Source organism: Massilia aurea, from assembly GCF_040790145.1.
GTDB lineage: Bacteria > Pseudomonadota > Gammaproteobacteria > Burkholderiales > Burkholderiaceae_D > Telluria > Telluria aurea_C.
The window spans coordinates 57,892-81,278 of sequence record NZ_JBFMMP010000013.1 but is presented as its reverse complement, the minus strand read 5'-3'; the positions used below and the strand labels follow the sequence as shown (position 1 = coordinate 81,278).

General features: G+C 65.8%; 19 protein-coding genes. 4 read left to right on the top strand and 15 right to left on the bottom strand.

What is annotated here, in order from left to right:
• Positions 1-27 precede the first annotated feature (27 nt).
• Genes AB2N08_RS17250 through AB2N08_RS17230 form a run of 5 tightly spaced genes read right to left on the bottom strand, consistent with a single transcriptional unit; the run spans position 28 to position 5,979 of the window.
• Positions 28-282, bottom strand: coding sequence for a formate dehydrogenase subunit delta (locus AB2N08_RS17250; protein ID WP_367612128.1), 255 nt, complete (start codon positions 280-282; stop codon positions 28-30).
• The gene (gene fdhD / locus AB2N08_RS17245; protein WP_367612127.1) at positions 279-1,109 is read right to left on the bottom strand and encodes a formate dehydrogenase accessory sulfurtransferase FdhD; all 831 of its coding nucleotides are present in this window, start codon (positions 1,107-1,109) and stop codon (positions 279-281) included. Before fdhD ends, AB2N08_RS17250 begins: the two co-directional genes overlap by 4 nt.
• On the bottom strand, positions 1,106-3,943 hold the full coding sequence (gene fdhF / locus AB2N08_RS17240; protein WP_367612126.1) for a formate dehydrogenase subunit alpha: 2,838 nt from the start codon (positions 3,941-3,943) through the stop codon (positions 1,106-1,108). The genes fdhD and fdhF overlap by 4 nt, the downstream gene beginning before the upstream one ends.
• Positions 3,944-3,952: 9 nt before the next feature.
• Positions 3,953-5,512, bottom strand: a complete 1,560-nt coding sequence (locus AB2N08_RS17235; RefSeq protein WP_367612125.1) for a formate dehydrogenase beta subunit — start codon at positions 5,510-5,512, stop codon at positions 3,953-3,955.
• Positions 5,509-5,979 (bottom strand): formate dehydrogenase subunit gamma, encoded by a 471-nt coding sequence (locus AB2N08_RS17230; protein ID WP_367612124.1) that lies wholly within the window; start codon positions 5,977-5,979, stop codon positions 5,509-5,511. The genes AB2N08_RS17235 and AB2N08_RS17230 overlap by 4 nt, the downstream gene beginning before the upstream one ends.
• A gap of 128 nt (positions 5,980-6,107) precedes the next feature.
• Between AB2N08_RS17230 and AB2N08_RS17225 the strand changes: the two genes are divergently transcribed.
• Positions 6,108-7,196, top strand: a complete 1,089-nt coding sequence (locus AB2N08_RS17225) for a substrate-binding domain-containing protein (protein WP_367612123.1) — start codon at positions 6,108-6,110, stop codon at positions 7,194-7,196.
• Here the strand turns inward: AB2N08_RS17225 and AB2N08_RS17220 are convergent.
• Positions 7,184-9,607, bottom strand: a complete 2,424-nt coding sequence (locus AB2N08_RS17220) for a TonB-dependent receptor plug domain-containing protein (RefSeq protein WP_367612122.1) — start codon at positions 9,605-9,607, stop codon at positions 7,184-7,186. The two genes, AB2N08_RS17225 and AB2N08_RS17220, sit on opposite strands and share 13 nt — an antisense overlap.
• Positions 9,608-9,983: 376 nt before the next feature.
• On the opposite strand from AB2N08_RS17220, the gene AB2N08_RS17215 reads away from it, so the two are divergent.
• Complete coding sequence (locus AB2N08_RS17215) at positions 9,984-10,181, top strand: hypothetical protein (protein ID WP_367612121.1); 198 nt, start codon at positions 9,984-9,986, stop codon at positions 10,179-10,181.
• Between the two features lies 1 nt (position 10,182).
• Positions 10,183-10,668, top strand: a complete 486-nt coding sequence (locus tag AB2N08_RS17210) for a hypothetical protein (protein WP_367612120.1) — start codon at positions 10,183-10,185, stop codon at positions 10,666-10,668.
• Here the strand turns inward: AB2N08_RS17210 and AB2N08_RS17205 are convergent.
• The 8 genes from AB2N08_RS17205 to AB2N08_RS17170 form a co-directional block, all read right to left on the bottom strand.
• Positions 10,637-11,410 carry a spermidine synthase gene (locus AB2N08_RS17205; RefSeq protein ID WP_367612118.1) on the bottom strand — a complete coding sequence of 258 codons (774 nt, stop codon included), beginning with the start codon at positions 11,408-11,410 and terminating at the stop codon, positions 10,637-10,639. The two genes, AB2N08_RS17210 and AB2N08_RS17205, sit on opposite strands and share 32 nt — an antisense overlap.
• A gap of 32 nt (positions 11,411-11,442) precedes the next feature.
• Positions 11,443-12,783 (bottom strand): sensor histidine kinase, encoded by a 1,341-nt coding sequence (locus AB2N08_RS17200; RefSeq protein ID WP_367612116.1) that lies wholly within the window; start codon positions 12,781-12,783, stop codon positions 11,443-11,445.
• Positions 12,780-14,111 (bottom strand): sigma-54-dependent transcriptional regulator, encoded by a 1,332-nt coding sequence (locus AB2N08_RS17195; RefSeq protein ID WP_367612112.1) that lies wholly within the window; start codon positions 14,109-14,111, stop codon positions 12,780-12,782. The genes AB2N08_RS17200 and AB2N08_RS17195 overlap by 4 nt, the downstream gene beginning before the upstream one ends.
• A 29-nt stretch (positions 14,112-14,140) precedes the next feature.
• Positions 14,141-15,373, bottom strand: coding sequence for an ABC transporter permease (locus tag AB2N08_RS17190; RefSeq protein ID WP_367612110.1), 1,233 nt, complete (start codon positions 15,371-15,373; stop codon positions 14,141-14,143).
• 31 nt (positions 15,374-15,404) lie between these two features.
• Positions 15,405-16,712: an ABC transporter permease gene (locus AB2N08_RS17185; RefSeq protein ID WP_367612108.1), complete on the bottom strand. Its 1,308-nt coding sequence runs from the start codon at positions 16,710-16,712 to the stop codon at positions 15,405-15,407.
• A 9-nt stretch (positions 16,713-16,721) separates the two neighbouring features.
• On the bottom strand, positions 16,722-17,435 hold the full coding sequence (locus AB2N08_RS17180; protein ID WP_367612106.1) for an ABC transporter ATP-binding protein: 714 nt from the start codon (positions 17,433-17,435) through the stop codon (positions 16,722-16,724).
• Positions 17,436-17,454: 19 nt separating this feature from the next.
• On the bottom strand, positions 17,455-18,720 hold the full coding sequence (locus tag AB2N08_RS17175) for an efflux RND transporter periplasmic adaptor subunit (protein WP_367612104.1): 1,266 nt from the start codon (positions 18,718-18,720) through the stop codon (positions 17,455-17,457).
• Positions 18,721-18,994: 274 nt separating this feature from the next.
• The gene (locus tag AB2N08_RS17170; protein WP_367612102.1) at positions 18,995-20,767 is read right to left on the bottom strand and encodes a YbhB/YbcL family Raf kinase inhibitor-like protein; all 1,773 of its coding nucleotides are present in this window, start codon (positions 20,765-20,767) and stop codon (positions 18,995-18,997) included.
• Positions 20,768-20,988: 221 nt separating this feature from the next.
• Here AB2N08_RS17170 and AB2N08_RS17165 point away from each other — a divergent pair, with 221 nt between their 5' ends.
• Entirely contained in the window at positions 20,989-22,575 is a 1,587-nt protein-coding gene (locus AB2N08_RS17165) for a MutS-related protein (protein ID WP_367612100.1), read from the top strand.
• On the opposite strand, the gene AB2N08_RS17160 is transcribed toward AB2N08_RS17165, so the two are convergent.
• Positions 22,572-23,216, bottom strand: coding sequence for a hydrolase (locus tag AB2N08_RS17160; protein WP_367612098.1), 645 nt, complete (start codon positions 23,214-23,216; stop codon positions 22,572-22,574). The genes AB2N08_RS17165 and AB2N08_RS17160 overlap by 4 nt on opposite strands.
• Between the last annotated feature and the right edge of the window lie 171 nt (positions 23,217-23,387).

Sequence of the window (23,387 nt, the reverse complement as noted above, 5' to 3'; positions counted from 1 at the left end):
GTTGCTCTTTTTTAATGGATTGCTGGATCATCCCGCATCCCCACCCGGCGGTGGCGGCGTCGCTTTATCCCGCCGATGCTCCATGATCGCCACCAGCACGATCGCATGCAGCCCCTCACCCTCTTCGACGTCAATGTGCGCAAACAGCTGTTCGCGCATGCGCGGCGCCCAGTAGCGCTGCAGGTGATTGGCGATCTCGGTGCGGCCCTCTCGCTGGTCTGGGTACGACGCGTAGAAGGTGCCGATCTGGTTGGCCATCGTGACCAGGTTCTCGATGTTCATGCTGCGTCCATGTCGATGTTATCGCCGTGCGCGTAGGCGACGAAGTCGTTACCGCGCGCGAACGCCACCAGCGTGAGGCCGCAAGCCTGCGCCGTGCGTGCTGCCAGTGCTGTCGGCGCCGAAATTGCTACCAGCGCCGATATGCCCACCGTTGCCGCCTTCTGCACCATCTCGACACTGGCGCGGCTGGTGATCAACGCGAAGCCGGCGGCTAGATCAACCCCGTCGCGGGCCAATGCGCCGATCAGTTTATCCAGTGCGTTGTGGCGGCCAACGTCCTCGAATCCGGCGCGCAGCACGCCGTGCGCATCGCACCACAACGCGGCGTGCATTGCGCCCGTCTGACGGTTCAACGGTTGCAATCCCTTGACCCCAGCCAGTGCCCGCCGTATCGCCCCAGCCGACAGCGCCCGCGCCGGCCCCACACAAGCCAACGGCCGGATCACCTGCGCCAGGCTGTCAACGCCGCACAAGCCGCACCCAGTCCGCCCCACCATGCTGCGCCGCCGATCCTTCAACCGCGCAAACGCACCGCTCGCAATTTCGATGCGCGCAGTGATCCCCTCTGCGCTTTCCGAGATGTCGACGTCGTAAAACTCACGCACCGACCCGATAATCCCTTCGCTCAGCGAAAACCCCAGCGCAAATTCAGCGATGTCCGCCGGCGTCGCCAGCATCACCGCGTGCGACACGCCGTTGTACTCCAGCGCCACCGGCACTTCCTCGGCCAGGTCGTCCTCCGCATCAGACCAGACCCCCGCACGCAGCTGCCTCACCGCCATGCGCGCAGTCGGCGCAGTGAGTGCGATATCGAGCTCGTCGATCATGACACTTGCGCCAACTCGAGCTGCGCCTCATTGAACCGGGCGTACTCCAGCTGCCATTCCGACTGCTGCTGCACCGGCATCACCTGCACCGCCGTCACCTTGTACTCGGGGCAGTTGGTGGCCCAATCCGAATTTTCGGTCGTGATCACATTCGCGCCCGATTCCGGGAAGTGGAACGTCGTGTACACCACACCCGGCTGCATCCGCTCGGTGACCATCGCGCGCAGCACGGTTTCACCGGCGCGGCTATGGATGCCGACCCACTCGCCATCCTTGATGCCCCGTTCCTGCGCATCGTGCGGGTGGATCTCGAGCCGGTCTTCGGCATGCCAGCGCACGTTCTCGGTGCGGCGCGTCTGGGCGCCGACGTTGTATTGCGACAGGATGCGGCCCGTGGTCAGGATCAGCGGGAATTTGCGCGTCACCTTTTCGTCGGTCGCCACATATTGCGTGATGATAAAGCGCCCCTTGCCGCGCACGAACTGGTCGACGTGCATCGTCGGTGTGCCATCCGGCGCATCCGCATTGCACGGCCACTGGATGCTGCCCAGCTGGTCGAGCCGCGCGTAGCTCACGCCGGCGAACGTTGGCGTGAGCAGCGCGATTTCATCCATGATCTCGGACGGATGACGGTAATGCATCGGGTAGCCCAGGCGGTTCGACAGCTGCACCGTCACTTCCCAGTCGGCGTAGCCGGCCTTTGGCGGCATCACCTTGCGCACGCGCGAGATGCGGCGCTCGGCGTTGGTGAAGGTGCCATCCTTCTCCAGGAACGAGGACCCCGGCAGCAGCACGTGGGCATACTTTGCTGTCTCGTTCAGGAAGATGTCCTGCACGACGATGCACTCCATCGCTTCGAGTGCGGACGTCACGTGCTGGGTGTTGGGGTCGGACTGGACGATGTCTTCGCCCTGGCAATACAGGCCCATGAAGCTGCCGTCGAGCGCCGCATCGAACATGTTCGGGATGCGCAGGCCCGGTTCGGCCTGCAGCGGCACGTTCCACGCCTGCTCGAACAGCGTGCGCACGGTGGTGTCGGACACGTGCCGGTAGCCGGGCAGCTCGTGCGGGAACGAGCCGATGTCACACGAGCCCTGCACGTTGTTTTGCCCGCGCAGCGGATTGACGCCCACGCCTTCGCGGCCGACGTTACCGGTGGCCATGGCCAGGTTGGCGATCGCCATCACGGCGGTCGAGCCTTGCGCGTGCTCGGTCACGCCCAGGCCATAGAAGATGGCGCCATTGCCGCCGGTGGCGAACAGGCGGGCGGCGTCACGCACCTGCTGCGCCGGCACCCCGGTGATCTCGAAGGTGGCCTCGGGCGAGTTGGCCGGCAGCGCGACGAATTCGCGCCACTGCGCAAACGCGCGCACGTCGCAACGCTCGGCGATGAACGCTTCATGCAGCAGGCCTTCGGTGACGATCACGTGGGCCAGCGCGCTGAGCACCGCGACGTTCGAGCCCGGGCGCAGTTGCAGGTGATAGTCAGCGTGTACGTGCGGCGACTTGACCAGGTCGATGCGGCGCGGATCGATCACGATCAGGCGCGCACCCTGGCGCAGCCGCTTCTTCATGCGCGAGGCGAATACCGGGTGGCCGTCGGTGGGGTTGGCGCCGATCACCAGGATCACATCGGATTGCTCGACCGACTTGAAGGTTTGCGTGCCGGCCGATTCGCCCAGCGTCTGTTTCAGGCCGAAGCCGGTCGGCGAATGGCAAACGCGGGCGCACGTGTCGACGTTGTTGTTGCCGAAGGCAGCGCGCACGAGCTTTTGTACCAGATAGCCTTCTTCGTTCGTGCAACGCGACGAGACGATGCCGCCAATTGCATCGCGCCCGTGCTTTGCCTGGATGCGCTTGAATTCGGATGCCGCGTAATCGAGCGCCTCGTCCCAGGAAACCTCTTGCCACGGATCGGTGATCTTCGCGCGGATCATCGGCTTGAGGATGCGGTCTTTGTGGGTGGCATAACCCCACGCGAAGCGGCCCTTGACGCACGCGTGGCCTTCGTTGGCCTTGCCATCCTTGGCCGGCACCATGCGCACCACCTGATTACCCTTCATCTCGGCCTTGAGCGAGCAACCGACGCCGCAATACGCGCATGTCGTCGTGATGCTGTGCTCCGCCTGGCCGAGCCAGATGATGGATTTTTCGGTGAGTGTCGCGGTTGGGCAGGCTTCGACGCAGGCGCCGCACGAGACGCATTCGGATTCCATGAATGATTGGTCCTGGCCGGCCGACACGCGCGCATCGAAACCGCGCCCGGAAATCGTCAGCGCAAACGTGCCCTGGGTTTCTTCGCAGGCGCGCACGCAGCGGTTGCAGACGATGCACTTCGATGAGTCGAAGGTGAAGTAGGGATTCGATTCGTCTTTGCCCAGCTTGAGGTGATTCTCGCCCTCGTACCCGTAGCGCACCTCGCGCAGGCCCGTCACGCCGGCCATGTCCTGCAGCTCGCAATTGCCGTTGGCCGGGCAGGTGAGGCAGTCGAGCGGGTGGTCGGAGATGTACAGCTCCATCACGCCCTTGCGCACCTCTTGCAGCTTGGGTGACTGGGTGCGCACGACCATGCCCGCTTCGGCCGGCGTGGTGCACGATGCCGGATAGCCGCGCCGGCCTTCGATCTCCACCAGGCACAGGCGGCACGAGCCGAACGGCTCCAGGCTGTCGGTCGCGCACAGTTTGGGGATGTTGATGGCGTTTTCGGCGGCGGCGCGCATGACCGAGGTGCCCACCGGGACCGTGACGCTGTAGCCGTCGATGGTCAAGGTGATCATGGCGGTAGCGACGGACATCGGCGTCCCGAAGTCACGGGTGAGGATGGTTTCGATCATGGTGATCTCCTATGCGGCGCGTTCATTGCCGGCCACCTGGCCGAAATCTTGCGGGAAGTGGTTCAGCGCAGACAGCACCGGGTACGGTGTCATGCCGCCCATCGCGCACAGCGAACCATTCAACATCGTGTCGCACAAAGAGCGCAGCAGGATCACCTGCCGCGGGCGGTCGCTGCCTTCTCGTATCTTGTCGATGACTTCCACCCCGCGGGTCGCGCCGATGCGGCATGGCGTGCATTTGCCGCACGATTCGATGGCGCAGAATTCCATCGCATAGCGCGCCAGCTTGGCCATGTCGGCGCGGTCGTCGTGCACGACGATGCCTCCGTGGCCCAGCACCGCCCACAGCGAGGCAAACGCTTCGTAATCGAGCGGCGTGTCCCATTGCGCTTCGGGCAGGTAGGCGCCCAGCGGGCCACCCACCTGCACCGCCTTGATCGGCCGTCCCGAGGCGCTGCCGCCGCCGAAGTCGTACAGTATTTCGCGCAGCGTGACGCCGAACGCCAGCTCGATCAGGCCGCCGTTCTTGATATTCCCGGCCAGCTGCACCGGCAGCGTGCCGCGCGAGCGGCCCATGCCGAAGTCTTGATAGAACTGGGCGCCCTGGTCGAGGATCAGCGGCACCGCCGCGAGAGACAGCACGTTGTTGATGACGGTCGGCCTGCCGAACAGGCCCGCCAGCGCGGGTAGCGGCGGCTTCGCGCGGACAACGCCGCGCTTGCCCTCGATGCTCTCGAGCAGCGCGGTTTCTTCGCCGCAGATGTAGGCGCCGGCGCCCTTGCGCACGGCGAGCTCGAACGCGCGCCCGGAGCCCAGCACGTTGGCGCCGAGGTAGCCGCGCAGCCGGGCGATGCCGATGGCGTGGTTCAGCGCGTCGATCGAGTGCGGGTATTCGCTGCGCACGTAGATGAAGCCGCGCGTGGCGCCCACGGCCATGCCGGCGATCGTCATGCCCTCGACCAGCACGAACGGGTCGCTCTCCATGACGATGCGGTCGGCGAAGGTACCCGAGTCGCCTTCGTCGGCATTGCAGACGATGTATTTTTCGGCGCCTGGCGCGCGGAGCACGGTGTTCCATTTGATCCCGGTGGGGAAGGCGGCGCCGCCGCGCCCGCGCAGGCCGGACGCCGTCACCGTCGCCACGATCTCCGCCGGCGTCATGCCGATGGCATTGCGCAGGCCGCGGTAGCCGCCGTGCGCTTCGTAGTCGGCGAGAGACAGCGGATCGGTGACGCCGCTGCGCGCGAACGTCAGGCGCGTTTGCCGCGCGAGGTACGGAATCTGTTCGACCATGCCGTGCGCCAGCGGGTGGCTGCAGCCGCCCGCGTAGAAGCCGGCGTCGAACAGCGTTTTCACGTCGCTGACGTCGACCGGGCCGAAGCCGATGCGCCCGGCGGGCGTCTCGACTTCGACGAGCGGCTCCAGATACAGCAGGCCGCGCGTGCCGTTGCGGACGATCTCGACGTCGATGCCGCGCTGCACCGCCTCCAGGGCGATGGCCCGGGCGACGTCGTGCGCGCCAAGCGCCAGTGCGGCCGAATCGCCGGGGACGTAGATGCGCACGGTCATACGGCCTCCGTGGCGCTGGCGAGCAGCGCATCGAAGCGGGCCGGCGTGACGCGTGCATGCACCGCGTTGTTGATCATGATTGTCGGCGACGTGGCGCACTGGCCCAGGCAGTACACCGGCTCGAGCGCGAAGGCGCCGTCAAGGCTGTGCTGGTGCAGGCCGCAGCCCAGCCGGCCTTCGGCATGCGCCAGCAGCGCGTCGCTCCCCATGCTCTGGCACGACTCGGCGCGGCAGATCTGCACCGTGCAGCGCGCCGGCGGCGTGGTGCGGAAGAAGTGGTAGAAGGTGACCACGCCATGCACCTCGGCGCGCGACAGGTTGAAGCCCTGGGCGATGAGGTCGACCGATTCGGGCGGCACGTAGCCCAGCTGGTCTTGCAGCGCATGCAGGACGGGTAACAACTGGTCTTGCCCCGGGCCGGGGCCGAACAGGTCGAGAATGTCGCGGATACGGTCTGCATGGTTCATGCCAGTTCCTTCGGTGTCATATGTTCTGCTGAACATATGGTTGGACTCGACTGCGATGGACTAGACTGCACGTACTGACAGCAGGTTAGCACCCGGTTCGCACGTCTTCAATATGAAGGATTTTGCATATGATGAAGGTTGAAATCCGTCCCGACTGGTTCTTGCGCGACGCCGCCGGCAGGCCCACGGCGCTGCCCGCCTTGCTCGGCTTGCTGGCGGCGGTGAGCGAATCGGGCAGCATCAGCAAGGCCGCCACCCAGCGCCGCATCTCGTACCGCCACGCGTGGGGCCTGCTCACGCAGTTCAGCACGCAGTTCGGCGCGGAGCTGGTGGTCAAGGTGCGCGGGCAGGGCACGGTGCTCTCGCCCCTGGCCGAAAAGCTGATCTGGGCCGACCGCCGCATCGCTGCGCGGCTCACGCCTCTACTCGACAGCCTTGCCTCCGAATTGCAGCAGGAGCTGGCCAGCGTGCTGGCGCTCGACGTGCAGGTGCTGCGCCTGACGGCCTCGCACGGCTTCGCGGTGGCGGCGCTGGTGGCGCAGCTGGAAGCGCAGGGCGTCACGGTCGACATCAAGTACCGCGGCAGCACCGAGGCCGTGGCGGCGCTGGCGCGCGGCGAATGCGAGCTGGCCGGCTTTCATCTGCCGGTCGGCGAGTTCGAGCACGCGGCGGCGGCCAAGTACCGCGCCTGGCTCGACCCGGCGCGCCACGCGCTGATCCACCTGGCGTATCGCACGCAGGGCATCTTTGTCGCGAAAGGCAATCCGAAGCACGTCACGGGGTTGGCAGACCTGGTGCGGCCGGATCTTCGCTTCGTGAATCGCCAGCAGGGCTCGGGCACGCGCGTGCTGCTCGAACTTTTGCTGGCCAGGGCCGGGATCGACCACGCCAGAATTTCAGGTAACTCGGTGGCCGAATTTACCCATGCGGCGGTGGCGGCGTATGTGGCAAGCGGTATGGCCGACGTCAGTTTCGGCGTCGAGACGGCGGCGCGGCGCTTCGACCTCGATTTCATTCCGATCATCCGCGAGCAGTACTTCCTCGCCTGCGACAAGAAGCTGCTCGACGCGCCGCTGGTGACAAAGGCGCAGGATGTCATGGCCAGCACCGCGTTCAAGGCGGTGCTGGCGGCGCTGCCAGGCTACGAAGCGGAACGATCCGGCACGCGGCTCGACGTGCACGCGCTGTTCCAGACATCAGCCCATCAGAACGTGTAGTCGGCCTTTACATACGCCGTGCGCCCGTTCATGCCGAACGGGCACGTCTCCCAGCAGTACGTGAAGCCGAGCTGCGGGAACGGCGCCGCGCGCACCGGATCCCATTTGGTCGGATAGGTGTCGAACAGGTTGTTGATCCCCGCCGACAGGCTCAGGCTCTTGTTGAATGTGTAGCGGCCCGTCAGATCGACGATCCATTTTGCTTCCCACGTCTGCACGAACGGCGCCGTGAAGCCCTGGCCCTGTACCTCGCCGAAATAATTGGCACGGCCGGTCACGTTCCAGGCGCCCGCCGTATAGTCGGCCGACACCACGTGGTGCTTGCGCGGCTGCCCGCGTTCGATCAGCGTCACCTGCGCATCGTCGAACAGCTGCGCGCCCGTCAGCACGGGCGATTGCGAATTGCGCGCCTTGACTTCGGTCTTGTTGAAGCCCAGCTGCCCCGACAAGATCAACGTCGAACCCTGGCCGCGTATGGTCTGCTGCGCCACCACGTCGAGGCCCGTCGTCGACGTATCGATCGCATTGGTGAAGAACTGCGCCTGCCCCACGCGCAGCGGATCGAGGATCGTGCGGATCGGGCAGGCCGCCGGCGTCGCGCAGGCGCCCGACTCTGGCGAAATCGTGCTCGAGAAGACGATGCGGTCATCGATCTTGGTGCGGTACACGTCGGCCGTCAGCGAGAAGCTCGTGGTCGGCCGCAGGATCACGCCGATGCTGGCGCTCTTCGACGTTTCTTCCTTCAGCGGTGCGATGCCGAAGGCGCGCGTGACCGCGCTGTCTTCGCGCGCTGTCAGCGTCTCGGTCAGCACGCCGGCCGAATTCAGGTTGGTCGAGACCGAGCTGTAGAACTTCTGCTGTACGCCCGGTGCGCGAAAGCCCGTCGACGCGCTGCCGCGCAGGCCGAACGTGCGGCTCGGGTCCCAGCGCGCGTTGAGCTTGCCGATGGTGGTGTTGCCGAAGTCCGAATAGCGCTCGTGCCGCACGGCCGCGCCAACCGACACGTCGGCGCCGAATTTTCGCTCCAGGTCGAGGTAGTACGCCGTGTTGTGGCGGCCTTCGTCCACTGCCGTCGATGGCGTGTAGCCGGGGAAGCCCTGGATGCCGGATGCCGCGATCCCGCCGTTCTGGTCGCGGATGATGATGGCGGGGTTGTTGGTGCGGCCGTACTGGTACGACACCGGGTCGCCCGCTTCGATCTCATAGTTATCGCGGCGCCATTCGAAGCCGGTGGCCACGAACAGTTCGCCGCCCAGCAGATTCACCGGGCCCTTGAAATCGAGATTGAACGTGGTCTGCTCGAACTTGAGCGTGCCGGTGTCGGCTTCGCGCGGCGAGTCGCCCGTCTCGTACCAGTAGCTGACGTTGATCGAGTTCCGTTCATGGAACTGCAGCTGGCTGCGGCCGTGGTTCACGCTCGCATCCACGCTCCAGTCCTTCGTCAAATCGTGGCGGTAGCCGACGGCGAGCGAGGCATCCTGCACGGTGGTGACGATATTCGGCAGGAAGCCTTCAGGGTACACGCTCGGCACGTTGCGCGAGTCTTCGCTCGGGCGGAAGAAACCGCCCGAATCGCCCTTGCGTTTCGAGGCGCCGCCAAACGCATACAGCCCGCCGCCGCCGGTCGGCAGCGCGGAATTCATCCACAGGTAGTAATCCTTGGCGTTGCTGTCGCCCAGGCGCTGGGTCACGCGCGGTGGATCGACGCGCGCCGAATCGACGCCGGCGCGGTTGGTTTCGTCGCGCTTGCGCGCCTCGACCGACAGGTTCAGGTAGCCGCCGTCGCTGCCCAGCGCGAAGCCGCGGCTGGCGCTGGCCGAGTAGGTGTCGCCGTCGCCTTCGTCGGTGGTACCGGCGCTGGCGCTGACGATGCCGTTGCCCACGCCCTTCTTGAGGATGATGTTGATGACGCCCGCGATGGCGTCCGATCCGTACTGGGCGGCGGCGCCGTCGCGCAGCACCTCGATTGACTGGATGGCCGAGAGCGGGATGGCGTTGATGTCGGTGCCGGCCGAGCCGCGCCCGATCGTCTGCTGCACATTGACCAGCGCCTGCTGGTGGCGGCGCTTGCCGTTGATGAGCACCAGCAGCTGGTCCGGACCCAGGCCGCGCAGCGTGGCCGGACGGATGATATCGGTGCCGTCGCTGACAAAGGTCGACGTGAAGTTGAACGACGGGTCGAGGTCTTGCAGCACCTTGCCCAGTTCAAGCGTGCCGGCCGACTGGATATCCCTGGTGCTGATCAGGCCCACCGGTACGGCGGTGTCGAGCGCCGTTTTGGCCTGTGTGCGCGAGCCGAGCACCACGACTTGCGACATAGTGCTATCGGTTTCCTGGGCACCGGCGGGGGATAGCGCCGCCATCAGGGCGGACGCCAGCAGTGCACGCTTCGGTAATGTGTTCTTCGTCATCCTCGATCCTCTGCAAGTAAGATTTTTTATATCGCCCTGTTATCAGGGCGTTATTTAATACTAGCAATAGGTTGTAAATACGGGCTACGAAGCATTTGAAATAAGCAAATATGAAGGTGCCTCTGTCCATTATCCGTGGCACAAAAACGACGACCTGGGATTCTGAAGCGCATTGTCACGACATCCGCGTAATGCCTTGAGTCATAAGCAGTTTTTGCTGAGAAATAATGTTTGAAAAGTATTGTTTTATTGTTACCTTATTTAACAAGTTTTTCAAATGTGCGCGGTATCAGGCACGTTACGATAGACATGAACTGATGCCAGATTGGCATGACGACAGGCGGGCACTTCCGCCGAGCACCTTAGGCAACACTCCATGATCCAGCGACGAACCGACGAGCGCACGGCGCTCGCAACCGAATATGCGTTGTTCCTGGCCGAGACGCGGGGCGTCACGGCAGGATTGGTGTATCTCGAAAGCTGCAATGTCTCACGAGCGATCCTGCTGCGCGCCATGCAGGATCCCGCCGCCCGGCGCATCGGGGAACGGCGCCAACGGCAACGGAACGATTAGCATGAATATCACCCAGCTTTGCAAGCGCTACGGCCTTGAGCACTACGGCAGCCTGGCGAGCGCGTGGGACGCCCACAGCGCCACCGGCATCGTGCTGATGCAGCTCTGGCACGCGCCCAACCAGAAGATCAGCGACCATCCGCTGCCGGGGGCGCAGCTGCGCGTGCGCTGCCTCGACGCGCCAGATGATGTGCCCGACGATGTGCGGGCGGCGCGTGGCCGCAGCATCGCCGCGATGGAGGGGGGCGCACGTGGTTATGCCGCGATGTCGATCCCGCCGTCGCAGTCGCGCGGCGCTGGCGCGTGGGCCAAGTACGCCAACCTGGAACGGGTATTCCCGGTGCTGGCGCTCGAGCGCGAGTCATGCGGCACGGTGTTCGCGGTGCTCGGCGCGCCGGTGCCGGCGTCCGAACTGGGCGTGGCAGGCCACCAGCCGGCCACGCCACGCCATCACATCAACCTTGATGGTCGCGCATCCACTCCTTGAGACCATTCACCCAGTTCTTGGCCGGCAGGTTCAGGCGTCGCTTGATCTCGCCGGCGCGCTCGTAGAGCACGGAAAAGTCCAGCTGCGGGGCGTCCCGGAACGCCACCACCACCACGTTCGCATCGTGTACTTCGGGCAGCCACACCACGGCGTCGAAGACCTGTTCCATGTTCAGGAAATTCTTGTCGTAGTTGCTGAAGTCGCCGAAGACATTGGCCGTCATGACGCCGCCCGGCGCCAGGCAATCCAGGCACCCCTGGTAAAACTCTTCCGAATCGAGCACCGGGCCGCGCGCATCCTGGTCATACAAATCCACCTGCAGCACGTCGACCTTGCCGTGGTTGGCCGGGTCGAGTACGAAGTCCATCGCGTTCTGTTCGCGCACGTCCAGCCGCGCATCGTTTTCGGGCAGGCCGAACTGCGCGCGGCAGATCGCGATCACGTTGGGGTTCAGTTCGACGGCCGTCACGCGCGCGTCGGGAAAGCGCGCATACGTGAACTTGGTCAGCGCCGCGCTGCCCAGGCCAAGCTGCACGATGTGGCGCGGCGCGTGCTGGAACAGCGTCCACATCATCATCATCTGCACGTATTCGAGCTCGATCGCGTCCGGCTTGGCCAGCCGCATTGCGCCCTGCACCCACGAGGTGCCAAGGTGCAGGAAGCGCACGCCCTCGAATTCGTCGATGGTGGCGGGCGGATGGCCGGGTTGGGCGAAGCGGGGATCGATGGCGGTGGAAGACATGGCGCGATGTTACCAGAGGCGCCGGTGCGATTTCAGCTGGCAGGTGGCAGCGCCGGCAGGAACAGCGTCACGACCAGGCCGCCGCCGTCGCGATTGGCAAGCAGGATGCGCCCGCCGTGCGCCTCGGCGATCTCGCGCGCCAGGGCCAGCCCCAGGCCGGTGCCGGCGCGCTTGGTGGAATAGAACGGCACCAGCGCGTGTGTGAGCACCGCGTCGCTCATGCCGCTGCCGCGATCCATCACGTCGATGCGCACGTGGTCCTGCACGCGCCGCACCTGCAGCTGTACATCCTCGGGTGCGGAGCCTGATTCGTGCGCGTTCTTCAGCAGATTGAGCAGCGCCTGTTCGAGCTGCGCGGCGTCGATCCAGGCGGCGTCCGAAGGCAGCTCGCCATCGACGGCAAACGGTACCTGGCCGGCCAGGCGCGTGACCAGGGCAAGCCAGCTGCACGCTTCCAGGCGCGGCGTCGGCAGCTTGGCAAAGCGCGCGTAGCCGGAGATGAAGCTTTCCAGGTGCCGCGTGCGCTCGCCGATTGTCTCCAGGATCTGCGGCAGGCGCTCGAGCTGGCCGCGCCGTACCAGTTCGGCGCCGGAGTGCGCGAGCGAGGCCAGTGGCGCCAGTGAGTTGTTCAATTCATGGCTGATCACGCGGATGACTTTTTTCCAGGTTTGCACTTCCTGGCGCCGCAACTCCACCGTCAGGTGGCGCAGCAGCAGCAGTTCGTGGCGCCGGCCATTCAAGGTGAACGTGCTGCGCGCCAGGTGATACACCTCTTCATCTTCGCCTTCGCCGGCGGTAAACAGGCCGTCGCCACCACGCGCCAACGCGTCGCGCAGGGCCGCCGAGGCGCCTTCGAGCACCGTCTGCAAACTGTGCCCTTCAAGCTTGCGGCCTTGCGTCAGCAGTTGGCGCGCCGCGATATTGGCAAACACGATGGCGCCGCCGGTCGACCGGGATTCGGCCACCAGCAACATCGCCACCGGGGTGTTCTGCACCATCGAGTCGAGCAGCAGTTCGCGCTGGGCCAGGCCCAGGCGCTGCTCGCGCAACACGTTGCCCAGGTTGTTGTGGGCCGCGATCAGGTCACTGAGTTCATCGTTGTGCGGCCAGTGCAGGCTGCAAGAAAAGTCGCCATCGCGGTAGCTGTCGACGGTGCCCTCCAATGCCCGGAACAGCGACAGCACCGGCTGGAGCTGCGCGCGCAGCGTGATGACGGCGAGCGGCACCAGGCCAAGCAGGCAGAGTACCGCCACCAGCAGCGTTTGACCCGGCAGCAGGTGATCCAGGATCAGTGCGGCGAGCACGGCCAGCGCGAGCAGGGTGCCGACCAGCGCCGACAGTCGCGTGACCAGTGAAAACCTGGCCTCGCTCATGGCCGCGCGATGCCCAGGCGCTCCATGCGGCGGTACAGCGCCTGGCGCGACAGGCCAAGCTCGAGGGCAGCCTGCGCCACCACGCCGCCCGCGCGCGCCAATGCCGCCACGATCGCCGCGCGGTCGGGCTCCGCTTCGGCTGGCGTCACGATTGCTGCGGGCAGCCCCAGGTCGGCCACCATGACGGTGGCGCCAGTCGACAGCAGGCTGGCGCGCGCCATGACGTTTTTCAGTTCGCGCACATTGCCGGGCCACGGGTACGCCATCAGCATCGCTTCGCTCGCCGGGTGCAGCTGTTTGCCGGGCGCGAGGAAAGCACGCGCCAGCGGCAGGATGTCGCCAGGGCGCGCGCCCAGCGGCGGCAGGCGCAGCTCGATCACGTTCAGGCGGTAGAACAGGTCTTCGCGAAAGGTGCCAGCGCGGATCATCGCGCCCAGGTCGGCGTTGGTGGCGCTGATCACGCGCACCTTGACCTGGCGCTCGCGGTTCGAGCCAAGGCGCTCGAAGCGGCCTGTTTCCAGCACCCGCAGCAGCTTCATTTGCCCGGCCAGCGGCAGGTTGCCGATTTCATCCAAAAACAGCGTGCCGCCGTCGGCCGCTTCGAACTTGCCTTCGCGGGCTTTCGACGCGCCCGTGTAAGCGCCGGCATCGGCGCCGAACAGTTCAGCCTCGATCAGTTCGGCCGGCAGCGCGCCGCAATTGAGCACCACGAACGGGCCATCGGCCACCTGCGAGTTGGCCTTGATGATGTCGGCGATGCGTTCCTTGCCGGTGCCGTTCGGGCCCGTAATCAATACAGGCACGTCGGCGCGCGCGACCTGGCAGGCCAGATGCAGCACGCGTTCGGTGGCCGGGTCTTGCCACACCAGGCCGCGCAGGTCGAAATTTTGCTCCAGCTCGCGCCGCGCGCGGCGTTCGTGCTGCAGGCGGCTGCCCAGCGCGCGGTTGGCTTGCCCCAGTTCGATCAGGTTACTGACGCTGGCCAGCAGGCGATCGTCGTTCCACGGCTTGGGCAGGTAGTCGGCGGCACCCAGCTTGATCAGGTCGACCGCCGCGTCCAGGTGCGTCCAGGCGGTGAGAAGGATCACGGGCAGGTCGGGATAACGCGCGCGGATGTCGCGAAACAGCGCCACGCCTTCTGCGCCCGACGTGGTGTCGGCCGTGAAGTTCATGTCCTGGATGACCAGGTCGACCGGCTCGCGCGCCAGCAGGGCCAGGCCTTCTTCGGGAGAAGACGCGCGCAGCGCCGCGATATCGTGCAGCGAGAACAGCACGTCGAGCGCCATGGCGACGGCGGCGTTGTCGTCGATGATGAGAACGGTGGGCATGGCCGCCAGCATAGCACCCGCGCGCGTGCTCACAGGCTGCGGGTGGCCAGCGCCGGCGAGGTGCTGGCCGCGCGCCAGGCCGGGCCATACGCCGCCAGGACGCCGATCACCCAGAACATGACGGCGCCGCCGATCAGATAGGGCACCGGCAGGCGCGCCATTTCGAGCTTGGTGACCAGCAGCTGGTTCAGGCCCACGCCCAGCAGCACGCCACCGACCACGCCGGCGCTGGTGATCATCACGTTCTCGATGATGAAGTAGCGCAGGATGTCGATCTTGCGGGCGCCCAGCGCGCGCCGCACGCCGATCTGCTTGCGGCGCTGGGTTACCCACAGGCTGGCCATGCCGACGATCCCGCTGCAGGTTACCAGCAGCAACAGCGCGCTGACCGTGAGGAGCATCCACGAGAGCGCCATGTCGGCGCGGTAGCGGCTCGTGCGATCGCCATCGACCGTCTTGATGCGCATGATCATCGGCGTGGCCGACGAGGCGCGCAAGGCCCGCTCGGCCTCCTGCATCACGCGGTCGCGCTGTCCCGGCTCGCTGCGCATTGCATACATCGCCATGTTGAGGCCATACTGGCGCGCCGGCATGATCATCGAGAACTCGCCGCGCTCGCCCACTTCGGCGTGTGCGCTCGCCAGGCGCTCAACGACGCCGATTACCCGGGCGCCGGTGGCCCCGTCGCCGGTACCGAAGTACAGGGTCTTGCCCACAGCCGGCACGCCTGGCCACAGCTTCGCGGCCAGGGCGCTGGTGACGATCATCTGCGTCGGCATCTCGGCGTTGGTCGTTTCGTTCACTTCGGGGATGTCCGGGCCGGCAAAATCGCGCCCTTCGATCAGTTGCAGGCCCAGCGCCCTGATCATCGAGTCGCCCGTGAAATAGGTCGACGCATAGCCACTCTCGCGCGCCTGGCGCGGATCGGCGGCGACGCTGGTGGTGCCGCCGCTGTTCGACATCGGCATCTGTGACACCTGCGCCACCGCCGCCATGCCCGGTACCGCGCGCAGCACCTCGACCTGGCGCTTGATCGCGGCGAGCATCTGCTCGGGCGTGTCCTGGTTCAGGTTACGCAGCGAGAAATAGAAGGTCGAGGCTTCGTCCTGCAGGCCCGATGGGCGCGCCGCCACTGCGCGCCGGTCGTTGACGATGTGCAGGGCATTGGCCAGGATCGCCAGGCTCAGGGCGACCTGCATGGCCACCAGGATAGGGCCGGTCTTGTTGCGCATGAGCGCCGACAGGATGGGACGGATTTCCATGTTCAGTCTCTCTTGGTTGCTTGATGAACGTTCATTGCGATTTGAGCTGGATGGCTGGCGTGACCTGGCAGGCGCGCCAGGTCGGCAGCAGGCCGGCAAGCATCGAGGCTGCAATCGACAGCACGAAGGTCAGCGCCAGCATTTGCCAGTCCATCCGCGCTACCGCTGCCACGTCCTTGCTCTGCATGCCGATCAGTGCCAGCGCGCCGATGGCCAGCGCCAGCCCCAGTACGCCGCCAGCCAGGCCGATGACGCCGGTCTCGATCAGGAACTGGCGAAAGATGTCGCGCTTCGATGCCCCCAGCGCGCGGCGCACGCCCACTTCGGGCGCGCGGACCGAGAACTTGGCCAGCAGCAGACCGACGGTGTTGACCAGGCACAGGGCCAGGAAACCAAAGGCGAGCCACGCCGACAACCTGGTGTCGTTGCCCACCACCTTCTGCTTTTCCATCCACGCCATCACGTCGTACAGCTCGACGGGCGCGGGGCGCGGCAGGCGGCCCAGCTTGCGCTGCTCGCTGGCGTAATTCTCGAGGGCGCCGTGCAGGTCTGCGCGTTCGGCCCCAGACCGGGTCTCGAACCAGAGCTGGATCCAGGTGCACTCCGAAGCCAGTAGGCTGGCATAGCCCGGATCGCGGGTCTGGCTGCAATTGACGCTGCCGTAAGGCTGCAGCTCCTTGCGCACCGCCGTGGCCAGCGGGATCATGAATTCTTCGCCGGTGGCCGGGCCGCTTCCGATCAGTTTGTAGTAGCGCGGCATCGGATTCCAGTCACCAAGTACGCCCACCACGGTGAACGGTTCGCCGCCCATGCGCAGGCGTTGCCCGACCGGGTTGGCGTCGCCGAACAGTTTTTCGGCCACGGTGCGGTTCAGGACCACCACATTGGCGCCGCGCGCCTCGTCCTCCACGCTCCACGGCTGGCCGTGCCGGAACGGCACATCGAACATGGCGAAGAAATCACGTGTCGGCGCCAGGCCATAGGCCTGGAACGCCGGCATGCCGGCGCGCGGCGGCTCGACCGGAATGCCGGTGCCGAACATGGCGGCGCCGCGTTCGGCCGGCGGGTTGCGCAGCAGGTTCATCGCATCCTGGTAGGTCGATTGCATGTCGACCGGCGCCGACCCCGCGACGTAGCTGTCACGCCCGCCGTTGTCGATGAACGGCACGAACAGGCGCGCGCTCTTGCCCGGAATCGGATCGCCCGACATCATGTGCAGGATCGTCAGCGTCGACACGCTGGCCGCCACGCCGATCGCCAGCGTGAGCACCATCAGCGCGGTGAGATACGGATTGCGGCGCAGGCTGCGCACGCCAAGCATGAAGTAATAGCCGAACATGTTCGCTCCTTATGCCGAAACGACGGTGTCGGCATCCGCCAGCGACGGCGCGCGCCGCACCAGATCCGAGACCTGGCCGTCGATGATGTGCACGTTGCGGTGGGTGCGCACGGCCAGCTCGGGGTCGTGGGTCACCATCAGGATCGTGGTGCCGGCCGCGTTGATTTCTTCGAGCAGTTCCATCACGCCGCGCGCCATCTGCGTATCGAGGTTACCGGTCGGTTCATCGGCCAGCAGCAGTTTTGGGCTGCCGGCCAGCGCGCGTGCGATCGCCACGCGCTGCTGCTGGCCGCCCGACAATTCGGCTGGATAGTGCTTCATGCGCGAGGCCAGGCCGACCTTGGTCAGGGCGTCCTCGATGCGCTCCTTGCGCTCGCGCGCATTGAAGCCGCGGTAGCGCAGAGGCACGTCCACGTTGTCGAACAGGTTCAGGTCGGGGATTAGGTTGAAGCCCTGGAAGATGAAGCCGAGCTTTTCGTTGCGCAGGCGTGAGCGCGCGGTGTCGTCCAGCCCTTTGACGTTGACCCCGTCGAGAATGAATTCGCCCGACGTGAATTCTTCGAGCAGGCCGGCGATGTTCAGAAAGCTGGTCTTGCCCGAGCCGGACGGGCCGGTCACGGTCACGAATTCGCCCTGGTTGACGTGGATTTCGAAGCCGCGCAGCGCGTGCGTTTCGATCATGTGGGTACGGTACACCTTGCTCAGATTATTCATGCGCAGCATATTGGGCTCCTTGGGGTGATTAGTTGATTGAAACGCGCGCAGCATTGTCGAAGGCATCGGTGCCCGAGACCACCACCTTGTCGCCGGCCTTCAGGCCGTCGATGATTTCGACGGCCGAGATGCTGGTGGCGCCGATCCGGATCGGTGTGCGCACGGCGACGCCGTCCTGCATCACGTAGGCATGGCGCCCGCCCTCGTTCTCGACGAACGGGCCACGCTGCACCATCAGCACATTCGGTTTTTCTTCGATCAACAGGCGCGCGCTGATGCGCTGGCTCTGGCGCAGGCCTTTCGGTTGCGCCCCATCGAAGCGCACCCGCGCCAGCACCTGGTTCTTGACCACTTCGGGCGACAGCGCCGACAGCTTGCCGGTGGCGCGGCCCGAGGGCAGGGTGATCTCGGCGCTCATGCCCAGGCCCATGTCGCCGGCGTAGGTTTCGGGCACCTCGAGTTCGACTTCCAGGCGCGACAGATCGACCAGCGTCATCAACGGCGCGTTGGTGGCGACCACCATGCGGTTCTGGACATTGAGCGTGCCGATGAAGCCATCGACCGGCGCGCGCACGGTCAGCTCGTCGACGCGGCGCTGGGCGTTGGCCATCGACAGGCGCTGGCGTTCGAGTTCGTTGGTCTTGGTCTTGATGGCCAGTTCGACGTCGTCGCCTTCGAGCACCGCCGCCTGCTTGGCATGGCTGGCGCGGATGCCGGCCGAGTTGACGGCGTCCTTGGCCTTCTGGTAGTCGATCTTGGCGATGATACCGACCGTGCCCACGCTGTCGTAGCGTTCCAGCGTGCGCTGGGCCGACAGGCGGTCGATCTCGGCGGTGTCGGCTTCGCGCTGCGCCAGCAGTTTCTGCTTGCGCGACAGGATCTGCTGGCGCGCCACTTCGGCCTTGAGCTGCTCGTAGGTCGACACTTCGCGCTTGAGGGCGTCGGTCAGGTCGGGCGACTCGAGCAGCGCCAGCACGTCGCCCTTCTTGACGGTGTCGCCGGCAGCGACCTTCAGGTTGACGGTGGCGGGGGCAGTGGCATACAGGGTGGGGCTGACGGCGGCGACCACGCGGCCGTTGACGGCGGCATCGCGCACCAGCGTGCCGCGCCCGACTTCGGCAATGCGGATGCGGCTGGCCGAGACCGAGTGTTCGCTGTTGTTCCAGGCGGCGTACAGGGTGGCGCTGACGGCGACCAGTGCGGCGGCCGCGCCGATCATCAAGGCGCGGCGTTTGAGTTTGTGCGCCGGGGGCGGCGTCAGGATGGTGTCCTGCTGGGATGGTTCGCGGATCATGGTGGTCCAGTAACGACGGTGTGATGGTCGTTATTGCACGATCCGTGCCAGGGGTTAAGTTATTGATTCATAAGCAAGGCAATGACGGACACCGCTGTCCGCAGTGTCCGTCCGGGCGGCCGCGGACAGGTCGCTGGCACGTCATTCCCGCGGAGGCGGGAATCCAAGTCCTCAGCGTACCTGTAGCGTTTAACGTAGCAGATACGCGTGCAAACTTGGGTTCCCGCTTCCGCGGGAACGACGTGCTTAAGCTAACGATGCTGATTACTCTGCCTCACTTCTGCGGCTTCTGCTTCTGCCCGTACTTGCCAACGATCTCCCCCTTGGCCAGTACATGCCCCTTCATCGCGGCCAGCACCTGATCGCGGTCGGCGCCGAACGGCACGTCCAGCATCGTGTCGAGCGCCACGACCTGGAAGTGGTAGCGGTGCGCAGGCTCGCCCACCGGCGGCTTGGGTCCGTAGTAGCCGGTCGAGCCGCGCGTCGTACGGCCCTGCAGCACGCCGTCCGGATCCGACAGGCGCGCCTGTTCCTGCACGCCTTCGGGCACACTGGTGATCGTCGCCGGGATGTTCCACATCACCCAGTGCACGAACGGCAAGGCCGGCTTGGCGTCCGGGTCTTCCATGATGACCGCGTACGACTTCGCACCCGCCACCGCTGGCCACGACAGCGCCGGCGAGATGCCGTCGGCGTATTCGGTGTAGCGCTCGTGCATCGTGCCGTTGGCGGCAAAGCTGGGTGACGACACTGTCAGCTGACCCTTAGTGTCGGTTTCGGGGCGCTTGAGCGCCAGCGGCACATTGCTGCCCTTGCTGGCCTGTGCTTCCATCGGGCCAGCAGGCGCTTTGGCCGGCATGCCCGCCTTGCCACCCGTATAGGCCACCCGATAAATCACGCCATTCGCATCGTCGGCCATCAAGAGCGCACCATCCTTTGCCATCGCCAGCCCGACCGGCCGCGCGATATGGGTCTTGCCGCCATCCGTTAAAAAGCCCGTGACGAACGGTTCGACCTTCGTTGGCTGCCCGTTCTGGTAGCGCACGCGCACGATCTCGTAACCGGACGCCGGCACCCGGTTCCACGAGCCGCGCATCGTCACGAACGCGTCGCCCTGGTATTCGGCCGGGAACGCGCTGCCGGCGCCAAACACCCACTGCATCGGCGCTGCGTGGGCCGTGTAGCCCAGCACCATCGGCGTGCTGCGCTTCTTCCACTCTTGTTTGGTGATCTCGCCCACCGGTGTGCTTTGCGGGTAGATCTCGCCGGCGCCGTAGACGTGCGGCCAGCCATATTGTTTACCCAGTTCGATCTTGTTGATTTCTTCCGGCTGCACGTCGTCGCCGAGGAAGTCGATGCCATGGTCGAAGCCCCATAGTTCGCCCGTGGTTGGATGCCAGGCGTAGCCGATCAGGTTGCGCAGGCCGCTGGCGAAGATGGTGCGCGATTTACCGTCGGGCGAAATGCGCAGCAGCGTGGCGTTTTCGGGATTGCTCTCGTTGCAGGTGTTGCAGGTGCTGCCCACGGAGAGGTACAGCATGCCGTCCGGGCCGAAGGCCATGGTGCGGTTCGGGTGCTGGCCCGAGTCGGGCAGGTCGCCAATGAGCATCTTGAGTTCGCCCAGGCGGCCATCCTTCTGGATGTCGGCGACGAACAGCTCTTTCACCGTCACCAGATACAGCTTGTTGTCGCGGATCGCCAGGCCGTGCGCGCCGGCGCGGTTGGCCACGGTGACCGGTGCGCCGTCGGCGCGGCCGTCATTGTCGGCGTCGCGCAGCAGCAGCACATCGCCCTGGTCGCGCCGGCTCACATAGATGTCGCCGCTCGGCGCCACCGCGATGATGCGCGCGTTTTTCAGGCCGGTGGCGAACGCGCTCACCGTGAAGCCCGGCGGCGCCTTCAGGGCGCGGATGCGTTCGGGTGTCGCTTCGACCTTGTTGGGCTTCCAGACGTTGATCTTGGTGGAGAACTGGGTGCCGTCGCCTTGCTGGGCGGCGGCGGCGCCGAACACCAGACACAGTGCAGCGGCGAGCGAAGCGCGTTTCATGAGTGGCCTGCCTTTCTTGGTCATTGTTATCGAGAGGGTCGAAGGGCATCGTGCCAGTGTTTACAGGGGCGGTATGTTGGGAAACGAACATTCACGGTAGCGTCGTTTGATTATGCAAAAGACATAATTTCACGCTCGGAATATTTTCTATCTTGCAAGTTCGCCATGGCGTCTGCATATTCGATTGGCAACCGGCGCCGCCGGCTCTTTCAGGACTGACCTTGTCGTCGTTCGACCATCTGCATCACCTTTGGCGTTCCGCCGTCTCCACGCTGTTGCCATCGACCGCGCCGGCGCCGAACCACTTCTTCACGTCGCAGGACATCCGGCGTCTGCACGACCAGGACGGGATCAACCCGGCCAGCATCGACACCCAGACCTGGGACGATCTGCTGCTCCCATCGTTCGAAGACAAGCTGGCGCCCGACACCAGCATCTTCGGCCGCCAGATGCTGCACCGACGCCTGCGCGCGGGCGTGATTGATGCCGCATGCGCCGTCCAGCGCACCCGCCTGCAAACCCTGATCGACGACCCGGCGCACCTGACTGCGCTGGCCGCGCACATGCGCCTGCTGCGCCACGCCGACGTCGACGTGACAGCGCTGCTGTTCAGTGAAGCGCCGCCCGTCACGCCCTGGTGGTCGCGCTGGCTGTGGATGCTGCCGGTGCTGCTGGTGGCGTCGGTCGCCGCGCTGGTCACGCTGCCGTTCGGCTGGGTGCTGACGCTGGCCGCGCTCGCGCCGCTGATGGCGCTGCAGATCCGCTATCACCAGCAGGTCGAGGGCTGGATCGCCACCATCCGTTCGCTCGGTGCGCTGCTGGCGGTTGTTGGCTTGCTCGGCAAGAGCGGCGGGGCCCTGACCGAACCGTTCGTGGCCGCCCGCGCGGCCGCCGGGCGCTTGCACGTGCGCCTCGACCGGCCATTCACCCTGCGCATGATCCCGGGTGGCAGGCAGTACGCCGACTGGTTCGCCGCCGGGAATATCGCGCATTATTTCCGGACGGCGCGCATCGTGCACGAGCAGCGCGCTATTCTGCGCGAGTGCTACCTGGCGTGCGCCGACCTGGAAGCCGACGTGGCGTTGGCGCGGCACCTGAACGCGATGCCGCGCTGGTGCTGGACCGAGCGGGGCGAGGCGCGCGAGCTGCTGCTCGATGGCGGCGTGCATCCGCTGATGGCGCAGCCGGCGCCGCTGTCGCTGGCGCTGCAGGGGCGCGGCGCGTTCATCTCGGGCCAGAACGCGTCGGGCAAGAGCACCTTCCTGCGCATGGTCGGCCTGAACCTGATCACAGCGCGCGCGTTCGGCTTTTGTTATGCCACGCGGGCGCGCCTGCCCGCGGTGCCGGTGCGCGCGAGCATGCAGAACGAGGATTCTCTGCTCGGTGGCGAGAGCCTGTACATGGCGGAGTTGCGGCGTGCGCGCGAACTGCTCGACGCGGCGGGCCAGCCGGCGGGCGTGTGCCTGATCGATGAAGTGTTTCGCGGTACGAATCACCTCGAGTCGGTGTCGGCTGCGGCGGCGGTGCTCGAGCAGTTGTCAAGCCGCGACCTGGTGCTGGTGTCGTCGCACAATCTGGTGCTCGCGCCGCTGCTGCAGGAGGGGTTCGACCCCGTTTTCATCGACACGACCAGCGGCCAGCCGGTGCTGCAGCAGGGCGTGCTGCGCAACCCGAATGGGATCGCGCTGCTGGCGACACAGGGCTTCGGGGCGCAGATCGAGGGCCGGGCGGCGGAGGTCGCGCGCTGGTTGAGCAGTCATATGCTGGAGCCGGCGGCAGGCGCGCCACCGGCTCGGCGTGCGCCTTAGCCTGCCACCGGCGTATTGAGCAGCTGCTGCTCCCACAGATAGGCGATGCCGCTGCCGCCGCCGTGTTGCGTGAGCACTTCGGTGAAGCGCGTCGCGGTATCCGCACGGGCCCAGTCGCGTTGCCATTCGCCGGCCAGCGCCATCCAGGTCATCATGTTCGCGCCGGCGGCGATCATGCGCTGGATGGCTACCTGGTGCGCTTCGACCGACACGCCACCGCAGGCATCGGTGATGACGGTGACGTCCCAGCCTTCGCCCAGGGCCTGGATCGCCGGCATGGCGACGCAGATTTCGGTCCACAGGCCGGCCATGACCAGCTGCTTGCGGCCGGTGGCCTTGACCAGGTCCACCACCTTCGGGTCTTCCCAGGTATTGATGAAGGTACGGTCGATGATTTCCTGGTCCGGGAAGACGTCGATAATCTGCTGGAACAGGTTGCCGCCACGGCCAGCGACCACGGTCGTCAGGATGGTTGGCACATTGAAGGCCTTGGCCATCTTGGCCAGGGCCACCGTGTTGTTGATGACCATGTGCGGCTCATGGCTGTTCAGGTTCGCGAGCTGGAACGGTTGATGGTCGATCAGGACGAGTACCGAGTCTTCGGGGCGAAGCAGTGAGTTGAGGCCGTTACGAATGGTCATGGTCTGGATACTCCGGTGTGGTTGTGGAATCACGAGTCTGCGCCCGTCACATTCGCAGCGGTAGTCGCGGCGCCCGTCCGGCAGTGTCGCGCTATTGGCAACGGCGCTCGTTCCACTTCTTGCAACACAGATCGGTATATCCGGGGGTAGCCAGGGTGACGTCGGTGGCGT

Coding starts and splice junctions, on each gene's coding strand:
- fdhF (WP_367612126.1), bottom strand. CDS start 3,943: ATGATCGAAACCATCCTCACCCGTGACTTCGGGACGCCGATGTCCGTC.
- AB2N08_RS17210 (WP_367612120.1), top strand. CDS start 10,183: ATGAATATCACCCAGCTTTGCAAGCGCTACGGCCTTGAGCACTACGGC.
- AB2N08_RS17190 (WP_367612110.1), bottom strand. CDS start 15,373: ATGGAAATCCGTCCCATCCTGTCGGCGCTCATGCGCAACAAGACCGGC.
- AB2N08_RS17215 (WP_367612121.1), top strand. CDS start 9,984: ATGATCCAGCGACGAACCGACGAGCGCACGGCGCTCGCAACCGAATAT.
- fdhD (WP_367612127.1), bottom strand. CDS start 1,109: ATGATCGACGAGCTCGATATCGCACTCACTGCGCCGACTGCGCGCATG.
- AB2N08_RS17225 (WP_367612123.1), top strand. CDS start 6,108: ATGATGAAGGTTGAAATCCGTCCCGACTGGTTCTTGCGCGACGCCGCC.
- AB2N08_RS17220 (WP_367612122.1), bottom strand. CDS start 9,607: ATGACGAAGAACACATTACCGAAGCGTGCACTGCTGGCGTCCGCCCTG.
- AB2N08_RS17230 (WP_367612124.1), bottom strand. CDS start 5,979: ATGAACCATGCAGACCGTATCCGCGACATTCTCGACCTGTTCGGCCCC.
- AB2N08_RS17195 (WP_367612112.1), bottom strand. CDS start 14,111: ATGCCCACCGTTCTCATCATCGACGACAACGCCGCCGTCGCCATGGCG.
- AB2N08_RS17235 (WP_367612125.1), bottom strand. CDS start 5,512: ATGACCGTGCGCATCTACGTCCCCGGCGATTCGGCCGCACTGGCGCTT.
- AB2N08_RS17180 (WP_367612106.1), bottom strand. CDS start 17,435: ATGCTGCGCATGAATAATCTGAGCAAGGTGTACCGTACCCACATGATC.
- AB2N08_RS17175 (WP_367612104.1), bottom strand. CDS start 18,720: ATGATCCGCGAACCATCCCAGCAGGACACCATCCTGACGCCGCCCCCG.
- AB2N08_RS17170 (WP_367612102.1), bottom strand. CDS start 20,767: ATGAAACGCGCTTCGCTCGCCGCTGCACTGTGTCTGGTGTTCGGCGCC.
- AB2N08_RS17160 (WP_367612098.1), bottom strand. CDS start 23,216: ATGACCATTCGTAACGGCCTCAACTCACTGCTTCGCCCCGAAGACTCG.
- AB2N08_RS17205 (WP_367612118.1), bottom strand. CDS start 11,410: ATGTCTTCCACCGCCATCGATCCCCGCTTCGCCCAACCCGGCCATCCG.
- AB2N08_RS17250 (WP_367612128.1), bottom strand. CDS start 282: ATGAACATCGAGAACCTGGTCACGATGGCCAACCAGATCGGCACCTTC.
- AB2N08_RS17185 (WP_367612108.1), bottom strand. CDS start 16,712: ATGTTCGGCTATTACTTCATGCTTGGCGTGCGCAGCCTGCGCCGCAAT.
- AB2N08_RS17200 (WP_367612116.1), bottom strand. CDS start 12,783: ATGAGCGAGGCCAGGTTTTCACTGGTCACGCGACTGTCGGCGCTGGTC.